Below are 12181 nucleotides of genomic sequence, written 5' to 3' on the forward strand. Positions count from 1 at the left end.
ATACAGTTGTTACAGGCCTTATGAATCATACTTTAAAGGAGGACTCGTATGAAACTGTTAGCGATTACATCATGTCCGAATGGAATTGCCCACACATATATGGCGGCGGAAAATCTGCAAAAAGCTGCCGACAGATTAGGCGTCCAAATGAAAGTCGAGACCCAAGGCGGAATCGGGGTGGAAAATGAGCTGACCGGAGAGGAGATTCGTGAAGCAGACGCGATCATTATCGCTGCAGACCGCTCGGTAAACAAAGACCGGTTTATAGGAAAAAAGCTGTTGTCTGTCGGGGTTCAGGATGGTATCCGCAAACCGGAAGAATTGATTCAAAAAGCACTTAGCGGCGATGTGCCGGTCTACCGTTCAGCTTCAAAATCGGAAGCCGGCAATCAACAGGAGAAAAAACAAAATCCGATTTACCGTCATTTAATGAACGGTGTTTCTTTTATGGTTCCATTCATCGTCGTCGGTGGGTTATTGATAGCGGTTGCATTGACGCTTGGAGGTGAGAAAACACCGAAAGGCTTAGTCATTCCGGATGATTCTTTTTGGAAAACGATTGAACAGATCGGAAGTGCCTCATTCTCATTCATGATCCCGATTTTGGCCGGATATATCGCGTACAGCATCGCTGATAAGCCTGGGCTTGTACCAGGAATGATCGGCGGATATATTGCAGCGACGGGAAGCTTTTACGGCAGTGCAAGCGGAGCCGGTTTTCTCGGCGGCATCATCGCCGGGTTTTTGGCGGGGTATGCTGCCCTTTGGATCAAAAAATTAAAGGTTCCAAAAGCGATTCAGCCGATTATGCCGATTATTATTATTCCAGTGTTCGCTTCACTTATTGTAGGTTTGGCGTTTGTGTTTTTGATCGGTGCACCTGTAGCCCAAATTTTCGAATCTTTAACGGTATGGCTGGCAGGTATGAAAGGTTCGAGCTCCATCCTGCTGGCATTGATTTTAGGCGCAATGATTTCATTTGATATGGGAGGTCCCGTAAACAAGGTGGCATTCCTGTTTGGATCGGCCATGATCGGAGAAGGAAACTATGAAATTATGGGACCGATTGCCGTCGCCATTTGTATACCGCCGATCGGCCTTGGGATTGCAACGTTTTTTGGAAAAAGAAAATTTCAGGAGTCGGAAAGAGAAATGGGAAAAGCATCATTTACCATGGGGCTCTTCGGCATCACTGAAGGAGCCATTCCATTCGCGGCACAGGATCCACTTCGCGTCATTCCGGGGATTATGGCAGGTTCTATGACTGGTTCTGTGATCGCTATGATCGGCAATGTCGGAGACAGAGTAGCACACGGCGGGCCCATAGTTGCAGTACTAGGCGCCGTTGATCATGTATTGATGTTTTTTATTGCAGTGATTGCCGGATCTCTTACCACAGCTCTTTTAGTTAATGTACTAAAAAAAGATATTACGGTTTCACCCGCCGGGCTGAGTGAAGCTGCAGCAGCGAATGACTTTCCGCAACAGCACAATGAAGCGGAAAGCAGACAGGTGGAAAAGACGGATATTAACAAGCTGACAGACATTATGAGTATAGATCTTATTGAACCAACATTATCAGGCGAAACCAGAGATGACATTATTGATGAAATGATTCAAAAATTGTCCCGCACAGGTATGCTGCATTCAGAGAGCGGTTTTAAACAAGCGATCATGAATCGTGAACAAGAGGGGACAACGGCGATTGGCATGAATATCGCGATTCCGCACGGGAAGTCTGATGCCGTCAAGAAGCCGAGTGTAGCGTTTGGAATCAAACGATCAGGCATTGACTGGAACAGTCTTGATGGATCAGAAGCAAAGTTAATCTTTATGATCGCTGTTCCGAAAGATAGCGGAGGGAACCAGCATCTGAAACTGCTGCAAATGCTATCTCGAAAACTGATGGATGACAGCTATAGGGAAAGGCTGCTCTCTGTGCACACAAAAGAAGAAGCATACCAACTCCTAGATGAAATCATATAAAGCGGGGGATTTTCGTGATGACTGAACCGTTATTTTTCAAGCCTGTTTTCAAAGAAAAGATTTGGGGCGGCACCGCTTTGGCTGCTTTCGGCTATGATATTCCGTCAGAACGAACGGCGGAATGCTGGGCTTTTGCAGCTCATCAAAATGGACAAAGCATTGTTCAAAACGGGATATACAAGGGGCTCACGCTCAGCGAATTATGGGAACATCACCGGCATTTATTCGGACATCTGAAGGGGGACCGCTTCCCTCTTCTCACGAAAATTTTGGATGCCAATCAAGACTTATCCGTTCAGGTGCATCCGAAAGATGAGTATGCAAAAACGCGTGAAAAAGGGGAGCTCGGAAAAACAGAATGCTGGTATATCATAGACTGCCAAGAAGATGCAGAAATCATTTATGGCCACAACGCAAAAACAAAGGAAGAACTGATCTCGATGATAGAAGTTGGAAAATGGGACGAGCTCCTGCGCCGCGTAAAGGTAAAACCGGGGGATTTCTTCTATGTGCCAAGCGGCACCGTTCATGCGATTGGGAAAGGCACTCTCATTTTAGAGACACAGCAGAATTCCGATACAACCTACAGATTATATGATTATGGGCGAAAGGATACAGAAGGCAATTTGCGCGAGCTCCATTTGGAAAAGAGCATAGAAGTGATAGACGTACCATTTGCGCCAGATCAGCAAACGGTTCAATATGAACAAATAGATGATTTGCGCATAGCCGTATTGATTGAGTGCCCTTATTTTTCAGTGGAAAAGTGGGATTTAACAGGATCAGCAAGTTTAAAACAGCAAAAATCATTCCTTCTTGTCAGTGTCATCGAAGGAGAAGGCCTGATGATCTCCGGCGAGCGTACATATGACTTTAAAAAAGGAGATCATATGTTGCTGCCTTACGGGTTTGGGGAATTCAAACTCGCGGGGGATGCGGAGTGTATCGTATCTAATCTGTAAATAAAACATTAGGATGAGTTTCACTTTTTAAGTCGATATAGAGAACGAACCTAAGGTAAGAGGGTTTCTATGGCGACGGTATTATTGCTGGAACAGAGATGAATCGTATTAAATTCATAAAACCCGTGTATCCAGATGATGAACTGCATACGGTTGTTGAGGTACTAGATAAGAAACCAAAGAATATAATCCCTAAAGAAGAAAAAGTATTTGAAGGTGAGTTATCGGTATTGGTTAAGCAATAAATAATGTAACATTAAAGGTTTTTATTCACCAATTGATAAAAACGATGAGAGTATAATTAAGATATGCTTTCTTAACCATGGATATGGATTTAGAAAGAAACATACCAAATAATATTGGTATGTTTTTTTATTCATGCATATTTTTATGAACCCGTCATTCCTGCAATGACATGAAGTAGAGTACCGATAACGTGAATCAAGGCGGTAAAGCAAAGAGAATTGGCGGTTTGACAGAAAAGGAAATTAGAACTTTCTAATCTCCTTTAACATCTTCATTTTGCTTCCTTTTATATAGGTGAAACACACTCCGCCGACAGTAACCATTCCGCCTAGCAGTGAAATAAATGCAGGCATTTCGCCTATCCACACCCAGGAAATCACCAACGTCAAAGCCGGTGTTACATAAAGTGAAATCGTTGCTTCAGAAGCACCGACGATTGAAGTTACATATGCAAGTGCAAAGTACGGGATGACCGTCGGGAATAAACCTAAGTAAACGATAGACAATGTGGAGTTCATTGAGGCATTTACAAACTCCTCCCCTAAGCCTGGCAGAAAAACAAGCATTGGTAAGGCTGCACCCCAAATCGTGAACGTTACAAATGGAATAAAACCATACTTTTTTATATAACGGGCTTGAAAAACAAAATAAATACTCTCTGCAAAAGCTGCCAGCAGGATGAACAGAATACCTTTCATTGAATACGTATGGTCTCCTGTGCCAAATGAAATAAATGACACACCTAATAAACTAATGATAGAGCCAATCCATTTAGAAAAACCAAAATGTTCACCAAAAAACAGTCGAGACAACACCGCAGAAAAGATCGGTGCTGTGGTTACGAGTAAGCTTGCAATCCCGGCACTAACTGTTTTTTCACCGATATTAAGCAAAATGTGATATAGTGCAAAACCTAAAAACCCTAATAATAAGATGACAGGGATATCTTTCATGTCAGGTAAGCGCATTTTAGTCAGCACAGCAAAAAGTAACAATGCCATCGATCCGATTAACAAACGAAATAAAGCAAGGTGTTCTGGTGTGTAACATTCCAGACCTACACGAATTCCCGGAAAAGCTGATGCCCACAAACCAATCATAAGACTGTAAGATATGATGAGTTGAACAGTTTTCTTTTTCATGATCTTCACTCCTTCTCTACAAAAACCAACCAGTTATTTAGTGTGTTTTATACTAATAGAGATTTGATAAAATGGCTTCAACCAGTTACATAATTTTTGACCCAACCACTTTAGTTGAAGGAGACTGCTTTTGATGAGCTTTACAGAAGAAAAAACAGTTAGAAAGCTTCCTAAGTACTTACAAATCATTGATTATATAAAAGAGAAAATAGGAAATGGAGAGTGGCCGATTGGAAGTAAGATTCCAAGCCAGCGCACGCTTGCAAAAGACTTTCATGTAAATCGAAGCACAGTTATCACAGCGTTAGAGGAATTGATGGCAGATGGGTTAATTGAAGGCAGAATGGGTAAAGGAACAGTTGTCATCAACAATACTTGGACACTGTTGGCTAAGAATTCTGCACCCAATTGGGAGAAATACGTAACTTCGGGAATCCAGCAGCCAAGCCGAAGAATTGTTCAAGAGATCAATAAATCAGAATCAAATTCTGATCTTATACAGCTCAGCAAAGGAGAACTTTCAAATGAGATTTTTCCTTTGTCTGCTATGAAAGAAATTATGGGCAAGGTATCTCAAAACATAGAGGCGTTCGGATATGAGGAACCAAAAGGATACTTACCTTTAAGAGAGGCATTGAGTGATTATTTAAAAACAATCGGGATTCATGCTTCACCTTCATCCATTCTTATTGTTTCAGGAGCACTGCAAGCCTTACAGCTTATATCAATGGGGCTTTTGAAAAGAGGATCAACTGTTTTTCTTGATCAGCCGTCTTATCTTTATTCATTACATGTATTTCAATCAGCCGGAATGAATCTGACCGGACTTCCTATGGATAAAGAGGGGCTTTTGCCAAACCGTATTCATATGACAAAGGGAGAACGGGGAAGAGCCATATTATATACAAACCCTTGTTTTCATAATCCGACCGGTATCTTAATGTCAGAAGAGCGGCGGAAAGAAATCCTTGCAGCAAGCGAGAAAACACAGCTTCCCATTATTGAAGATGACATATATCGTGAGCTGTGGATAGATGAAATCCCGCCATATCCTATTAAAACAATAGATAAAAACGGTCATGTGCTATATGTAGGAAGTTTATCGAAAACGCTAAGCCCAGGCTTAAGGATTGGATGGATAGTCGGGCCGGAGCCAGTGATTGAACGTTTATCTGACATTAAAATGCAGACAGATTACGGATCCAGTTCGTTATCTCAAAGAGTTGCGGCGGAATGGTTTACATCTGGCCAATATCAGCGGCATTTAGAACGGGTGAGACATCAATTAAAGATAAGAAGGCAATTTGTTACGAGTGCTTTAGAAACCAATATGAAGAATGCAGCTGTCTGGACTATTCCAAAGGGGGGATTCTTTATCTGGTTAAAAATATTGCCTTCGATATCTATGAAATTACTTTATAAAAAAGCCTTAACAAAAGGGATTCTTCTCAATCTTGGCAGTATCTATGCTCAGGAAAAAGGCAATTATATTCGCTTGTCATACGCTTATGCATCCCTTGAAGATCTCCAAAAGGGAATTTATGAATTAAGTTTGATCATTAAGGAACTGGCAAGTAAATAAATATGCATTCAATGTTGAGAACCTATCCATCAAAAAACATACCAAACAATGTTGGTATGTTTTTATTTTTATACGTTCTTAGAAATTATAAAATGAATATGCAGAGGAGTAGGTATCTCCTCATCTTACTGGCTGTTCTTAAAAACAGAAGTGTCTCTTAAAAGAGGGGAATTCTTTTACGGATAGAATAAAGAGAGAAAGTGATAGGAGGGAACAGTTTGCAGGAGGTAAAAAAAGAACAATATAGTGATGCCAAAACATTGATACATAATAAAGAAACATGTTGCCCGACATTTGTCTATTCAATATTAGAACAAACAGTTCCGGGAGTTGTTTATGCAGATGATCAATCGTTTCTGATAGGAACCAGCTCAGGAATTTATTATGTTGCAGGGGATGAAAGGAATCAAAATGTTAATGAATTTATCGTTGAATTATACAAAAAGAGAGCTAAATCCAAAAAAAGATTTACTCTGTTTTCTCCCAATTGTTCATGGGACAGCGTAGTAAAAACTGTACTGCATGATGAATTGAACCAAATGATGCGATATGCGTTTTCTCAACAAATTTCTGCCAAAAAGGCTTTTCAGCTTCCAAAGGGATTTACATTAAAAAGAATAAATGAAGATATCATTTCAAGCAGCACTGAATTTCAAAAAGCTTATTATGAGGAATATTGGGGTTCAGTCTCGAATTTTTTAAAAAACGGATTTGGATTTGCTGTTTTGTATGACAATCATGTTGTCAGTGAGTGCACTTCCATATTTCTAGGCGGCAATCGTGCGGAAATGGATATCTATACACGTGAAGAATATAGAGGGATGGGGTTCGCTTATATAGCTGGAAGTAAGTTTATAAATGATTGTCTCGAAAACGGCGTCAGCCCTAGCTGGGATTGTGATGTCAGCAACAAATCATCTATTCATTTAGCCAAAAAACTAGGATTTGAGATATCAACCAAATACTCCATCTTTTTTAAAAAATCAGGTTAAAAAAGACCCTTCTAAGGAAGGGTCTTTTCTTGAGCACCAAGCTGACGGAGAATATCATGCTTATCCACAAGAACTCTTTTCTCCATTTAAAATGAATATGATTCGCCATCATCCGGCACTAGTACATGAGATGACATGCCTTTTTCATGAATAAAGCTTTTTAATTCTTCTCTGGATAATGCCCAATGGTTGACCGCTTCCATATGGCTCACGATTATTTTTGCATAAGGGGCAGCTTGATGCGTCTCATAGATATCTTCTTTCCCCATGACGAGAGAGCCGCCCTCAAAGAATTGATTGTTTCCTCCATTCACTACAATGATTTCTGGCTGGTGTGTATCGATCTCTTCTTGGATCGCATCATACCAAACCGTATCTCCGGCTACATATAACGTTTTCTCGCTTTGGTGTTTGAACACGACACCGCATACAAGACCGGCAAGTTTTAAAATGTCTCCTCTGCCGTGCTCGCCTTTGGTTTTGATCAATTGAATACCTTCAAAGTCTGTATCGGTTGTGAGAATCTCGACATTTTGAAAACCGGCGCTTCTTACTTCTTTCGCATCTTCTTCATTTTGTACAAACATTTTCATGTCTTTTGGCAACATGTCTTTGGCTGCATCATCAAAGTGGTCTAAATGCAAATGAGTGACAATGACTGCATCAAGATTGTTGATCATATGATCCACTGATGTCGGCAAGCTGACTAAAGGATTTTTTTGGTCTTGTCTTGGTGAATTTGGGAATGGAGGGTAAGTGCCCTTTTCTGCTAACATAGGATCTATTAAAAACGTTTTGCCTGCATATTCGACAACAAGTGTGGCATTACGAATTTGTTGAATGTTCATGTTAAAACTCCTTTTCTTTGATATACGTATAGCTTATACTATGACCAATCACCAAATACATGGATGAAATCAAGTCTTTTTGCCGTTTCACTTGAATTTTGAAAGACCCTATTACATGAACATCGAACGGGCTAGAGCGCATCCTGATTGGAGAGTATACAGGAGTCAATTAAAATAGTGCCCGGGGTTTAAAAGTGAATGTGTTCTCGGAAATCGGACATGGGTGCCAATTTACTGCTGCCAAATTACTTTGCGCATACGATGTTTTCATATGCTTTTGAAAGGATAGGATATGATGTTGGATCACACGGATATGCGAATCATAGAAGAGTTATCTAAAAACAGCCGTATTACAATGAAAGAATTAGGAGAGAAAGTTCATTTGACGGGGCAAGCCGCTGCATCCAGAGTTGCCAAATTAGAAGATAACGGAGTGATTGAGGGTTATACCATTAAAGTGAATCAAGACAAATTAGGATATTCTATCCATGCTTTGATTAATATCTATACAAAAAGCACGCATCATCAGCCTTATCTTTCTTTTATAAAAACGCAAGAGACATACGTTATCAATAATTATAAAATCAGCGGGGATGGCTGTTATCTTCTGGAATGCAGATTTCCTTCTAACGAATTGTTAGATGAATTTTTGGTAGGCTTAAATAAGCATGTAAACTATAAATTGTCTATTATTATTAATAACATGCAACAATAAACATGCATAAAGTAAGAATATATAAATGCTAAAAAAACCAAGGGTGTCAGCTTTTGGTTTTTGTTATAAGGCGGAACATACTGAAGTGATGAAGACATTTAATCAGACTGTAGCGAATCATCCGCAATTGGAATCCATTCTTATTCCAATTGGTGACGGGGTGACTGTAGCAAAGGTAAAGAGCGGTGATTAACAAATTACGAATATCATCTGGATCTGTGGAGTTCTTTGAATGGGAACAGGGAGGCGCGCGCTGCATTAGCTGTTCAACTGAATGGCCGACAATTGATGAAAAAAGGCACACAAAGACGTCCATTCACAGGCGTCTTTTTTAATGCAGCTTTTTAGGACTTGGATTTACATTCTCATGATCAATTTCATCAAATAAATTTCGGTTCTTTGAATGGTATGGCTGAACATTCACGGTTTACGAGAATAAACAATCATTTGAGCGGTCTTTAGATATTTTCTTCGATAATTTTTGGCGAGGGTTGGAGGCGAAAGCTTGAAAAATACCAAGGGCAAACAGCCCTTGGTATTCTTTAAACGTTATTGATCCAGTTCATTGATTCGTTTCGTTAGCTCATTGAAAGCCTGATCAAGCTCCTTGTACGCTTTATCATTTGGCGTCATAAAACTGAGCTTGCCTAACACCTCTTGTCTTTCTGTCTCAAGCTGTAAGCGGAGCTCCTCCTGGTCATTTCTTTTGGCAGGAGCTTTGTTTAGTTGCTTTTGAATATGATTGTTCGAGATAACGAGTTTACTGTCCGTTGTTTTCTCGAGAAAATAACGGTCGTGTGATACCACAATCAGTGTGCCGCTGTATTGTGACAGTGTTTCTTCCAGCTGTTCGCGTGACGGCAGGTCGAGGTGATTGGTCGGTTCATCTAATATCAGCACGTCTTTTTCCTCTAAGATATATGCCATCAGCTTACACTTTACACGCTCACCCATACTCATATGTTGAATTGGTTCTGTCCATTGAGAAGCTGTAAATCCCAATCGCTTCATGATATTCTGCACGTTTCCTCTCGCCTCGAACGTGTCTTGATAAAATAACTCCTCCGGTGTTTGTTCTAAAGGCAAATCAAATACTTCCTGTGTTAAATAACCGATTTTTGCAGATGGTGATATCCACACCTTTCCCTCTGCCGTTTCCTGTCCAAGAATGACTTTCAATAAGGTTGTTTTTCCGCTGCCGTTTGGGCCTGTAATGGCAACCTTTTCTCCGTGCTGAATCGTAAAGCGGGCGTTTTGAAACAGTGTCTTTTCGCCAAATGACTTCGTCAGGTTTTGAACCTCCAAAAACCGTTTTCCTGTTTTATGAGTTGTATCAATTGAAAAACGAACAGTATATTCCGGATCGACAGGTTCAGTCTTTGTTTTTTCGAGTTCTTTTTCAAGCCGCTTTTGTTTCGATTTGATCTGGGCATCTGTGCGCTTTGCTTTTACACGATGGTATTCTTTAAACCCTTCCTTTTTCGTCGATTGTGCGTGGGCTTTTTTCGACCATGAAGTGAGTTCTGTCATTTGTGATTCAATCCGTTCAATCATTTTCTGCTGCTTTTCATATTCGCGCTGCTGGGTCAGTCTTTTCTCTTTCCGGAACTTCATGTAACCAGAGTAATTCCCTTTGTATTCAGTCAGCGTGTGGCCCTCAATTGACCATATTTTCGTGGCAGCTTCATCTAAGAAATACCGATCGTGCGAAACGAGAATGACAGTGCCGGTAACATTTTTCAGCTGTTGAATGAGAAATTGCAAGCTTATGTCATCAAGATGGTTTGTCGGTTCATCTAATAGGAAAAGGTCTGCATCCTCTGATAGCCCTTTTGCCAGCCGTGCTTTCAGTTTTTCTCCGCCGCTTAACTGACGAAAATCACGGGCTGGCACGTTCCATTTCTCCAGCAGTTTCACTTCGGCAGGTGTCTGATTTTCAAAGGAATACGATTCAGTTTCCTGTTCAACCAGCACCGTTTTTAAGCCGTGCTGCATCCATTGGATTTGTCCCTGTGACGGAGTTAAGTCCTTGTTGATCAGGTGAAGCAGCGTCGATTTTCCAGCTCCATTTTTACCGATAATCCCAATGATATCTCCTTGCTGAACGCTGGCATTTATGTTTTTAAAAACGGTAAGATCCTTCACTTCATAGCTGACGTTTGTAAGTTTTAATCGTTCTTTCATCTATATCCCTCGCTTTAAGGGAGAACAAAAAAATCCTCCCAAATGTTTTGGAAGGATTAGCCGTGCCTTTGCCATAATTAAATAAGCTATTCTTCAGAAATAGCGCTTACGTATATAGAAAATGGGCAGACTAATCCTATTTTGTATGATTTGAAATATCAATTTCAAACGTTAAAAATAAGATTAGTTAATCATCGTCCACCCATCATCCCTTCTCATGTTATTAACATAAATATAGCATAAACTCATTTGTTAAAGCAAAAGTAAATTGGGAATTCATTTCAAATTCCCATAAGGCACTTCGATATAAAATATGAATGGCAAGACGTGAGGGTGACGCGGATATCAATAAAAACGGATTTGCATACACCTGAAAGGCCTCTCATTTTCTTTTCTTGCCATGCTAAACAAAAATCAAAGGACAACGTTAAAGCTGCCCTCTTACGTATTACATCATGTTCCCTGCAATGCTCGCTCTGCTTGCTCCTTTACACGTCTTCCTGAATAGAAATAGGTGCATGGAATGCTTCCGACCATTCAACTTGGGCAGGGGAATGGTTTCTTACATAGTTTGACCATTGTCTGCTCTAATGATTTGTCCTGTTAGTGACTTTTGAAGAAGTGTATAACAAATGGTTTCAGCAATGTCCTCAGCAATTCATGGAAAATCTAAAAAAGGATCTTCGCCTTGAGAACATAAAATTGTCGTCAAGTTTAGGCAGAGAATCTGATGATCAATCTCATCCGATAAATGACGAGCATACAAAGCGAATGATCGGTAATCTTAAGTACTTTATCACGTATGAAATACCAGGTATTTGCAGCTGTACGTTCGATTTAGATATATTAAAATCTTCCTCAGTACTTCACGGGACTTCTTCCCTTATCATTGTGCCCGGGCATTAGGAGAACAATTAGAAGCAGAAATTGTAGAATTTCCCGGAATCATAACGGCTATAGAATCCATCCTAAAGAGTTTGCTGACAGGTTGCACGACGTTTTGGTGAATTATTAGAAGAGGGTTAAAATAAAGGAGTAGACATTTGTCTACTCCGTTTTTGATAAAATCGGGACCCCATCACTCCGCTTTTTTCAAGACATCTCTATTAATCTTTAAGGTTGCATTTGATGGGGTAAGTGCGTCATCCGGAGTTGAAACATCTCCATTTTCACGACTTATTTCTGCATAATGAACGACCTTATCATGATTAACAAATACAATTAAATAAATATCATCTCTATAATCTATGCTGCTTGGATCCTTGAAATTTATACCGAGTTGCTCATTTATACTTTCTTGCGGGGTGTAAGGCGGAAATATATAAGCTTTATCCCAATCAAAGTCTGTTAAGGAGTTTAAGTCAATTTTCTCCACACTGTTTTCCTTGAAAGCCGAATTAATAGATTCTTCTAGTTCTTTATTATGTTTTCCATTATATAGTGAAAAACTCACTATAATACTTACTAGAATAATTATTAGAAAAAAAGACACCAAAACTAGTTTCCTCACAAAAAATCACTCCT

Annotated in this window: 9 protein-coding genes and 3 pseudogenes; 8 read left to right on the forward strand and 4 right to left on the reverse strand. The window is 40.0% G+C overall.

Features of this window, described 5'->3' with window-relative positions:
• Positions 1-48 precede the first annotated feature (48 nt).
• The 3 genes and pseudogenes from AAHT65_RS09890 to AAHT65_RS09900 form a co-directional block, all read left to right on the forward strand.
• Positions 49-1986 carry a PTS fructose transporter subunit IIABC gene (locus tag AAHT65_RS09890; protein WP_088116588.1) on the forward strand — a complete coding sequence of 646 codons (1938 nt, stop codon included), beginning with the start codon at positions 49-51 and terminating at the stop codon, positions 1984-1986.
• 14 nt (positions 1987-2000) lie between these two features.
• The gene (gene manA, locus AAHT65_RS09895; RefSeq protein WP_088116589.1) at positions 2001-2948 is read left to right on the forward strand and encodes a mannose-6-phosphate isomerase, class I; all 948 of its coding nucleotides are present in this window, start codon (positions 2001-2003) and stop codon (positions 2946-2948) included.
• Between the two features lie 59 nt (positions 2949-3007).
• A pseudogene (locus tag AAHT65_RS09900) lies at positions 3008-3193 on the forward strand (MaoC/PaaZ C-terminal domain-containing protein); the annotation flags it as partial.
• 243 nt (positions 3194-3436) lie between these two features.
• Here the strand turns inward: AAHT65_RS09900 and AAHT65_RS09905 are convergent.
• A complete protein-coding gene (locus AAHT65_RS09905) occupies positions 3437-4336 on the reverse strand; it encodes a DMT family transporter (RefSeq protein WP_343311430.1) in 900 nt (299 codons plus the stop codon).
• Positions 4337-4469: 133 nt separating this feature from the next.
• Here AAHT65_RS09905 and AAHT65_RS09910 point away from each other — a divergent pair, with 133 nt between their 5' ends.
• Entirely contained in the window at positions 4470-5918 is a 1449-nt protein-coding gene (locus tag AAHT65_RS09910; protein ID WP_343311431.1) for a PLP-dependent aminotransferase family protein, read from the forward strand.
• A gap of 218 nt (positions 5919-6136) precedes the next feature.
• Positions 6137-6910 (forward strand): GNAT family N-acetyltransferase, encoded by a 774-nt coding sequence (locus tag AAHT65_RS09915; protein ID WP_315916486.1) that lies wholly within the window; start codon positions 6137-6139, stop codon positions 6908-6910.
• An 86-nt stretch (positions 6911-6996) separates the two neighbouring features.
• On the opposite strand, the gene AAHT65_RS09920 is transcribed toward AAHT65_RS09915, so the two are convergent.
• Positions 6997-7758: an MBL fold metallo-hydrolase gene (locus AAHT65_RS09920; RefSeq protein ID WP_343311432.1), complete on the reverse strand. Its 762-nt coding sequence runs from the start codon at positions 7756-7758 to the stop codon at positions 6997-6999.
• A gap of 295 nt (positions 7759-8053) precedes the next feature.
• Here AAHT65_RS09920 and AAHT65_RS09925 point away from each other — a divergent pair, with 295 nt between their 5' ends.
• The 3 genes and pseudogenes from AAHT65_RS09925 to AAHT65_RS09935 form a co-directional block, all read left to right on the forward strand.
• Positions 8054-8473 carry an Lrp/AsnC family transcriptional regulator gene (locus AAHT65_RS09925; protein WP_061572263.1) on the forward strand — a complete coding sequence of 140 codons (420 nt, stop codon included), beginning with the start codon at positions 8054-8056 and terminating at the stop codon, positions 8471-8473.
• A 76-nt stretch (positions 8474-8549) separates the two neighbouring features.
• A pseudogene (locus tag AAHT65_RS09930) lies at positions 8550-8666 on the forward strand (methyltransferase); the annotation flags it as partial.
• 232 nt (positions 8667-8898) lie between these two features.
• A pseudogene (locus AAHT65_RS09935) lies at positions 8899-8982 on the forward strand (TetR/AcrR family transcriptional regulator); the annotation flags it as partial.
• A gap of 40 nt (positions 8983-9022) precedes the next feature.
• Here the strand turns inward: AAHT65_RS09935 and abc-f are convergent.
• Positions 9023-10657, reverse strand: a complete 1635-nt coding sequence (gene abc-f, locus AAHT65_RS09940) for a ribosomal protection-like ABC-F family protein (protein ID WP_343311433.1) — start codon at positions 10655-10657, stop codon at positions 9023-9025.
• A gap of 1078 nt (positions 10658-11735) precedes the next feature.
• Entirely contained in the window at positions 11736-12167 is a 432-nt protein-coding gene (locus AAHT65_RS09945; RefSeq protein WP_088116596.1) for a hypothetical protein, read from the reverse strand.
• Positions 12168-12181 lie beyond the last annotated feature (14 nt).

Origin of the sequence: Bacillus atrophaeus, assembly GCF_039519175.1 — a bacterium.
Lineage (GTDB): Bacteria > Bacillota > Bacilli > Bacillales > Bacillaceae > Bacillus > Bacillus atrophaeus.

Coding starts and splice junctions, on each gene's coding strand:
- AAHT65_RS09905 (WP_343311430.1), bottom strand. CDS start 4,336: ATGAAAAAGAAAACTGTTCAACTCATCATATCTTACAGTCTTATGATT.
- AAHT65_RS09920 (WP_343311432.1), bottom strand. CDS start 7,758: ATGAACATTCAACAAATTCGTAATGCCACACTTGTTGTCGAATATGCA.
- AAHT65_RS09910 (WP_343311431.1), top strand. CDS start 4,470: ATGAGCTTTACAGAAGAAAAAACAGTTAGAAAGCTTCCTAAGTACTTA.
- AAHT65_RS09925 (WP_061572263.1), top strand. CDS start 8,054: ATGTTGGATCACACGGATATGCGAATCATAGAAGAGTTATCTAAAAAC.
- abc-f (WP_343311433.1), bottom strand. CDS start 10,657: ATGAAAGAACGATTAAAACTTACAAACGTCAGCTATGAAGTGAAGGAT.
- AAHT65_RS09890 (WP_088116588.1), top strand. CDS start 49: ATGAAACTGTTAGCGATTACATCATGTCCGAATGGAATTGCCCACACA.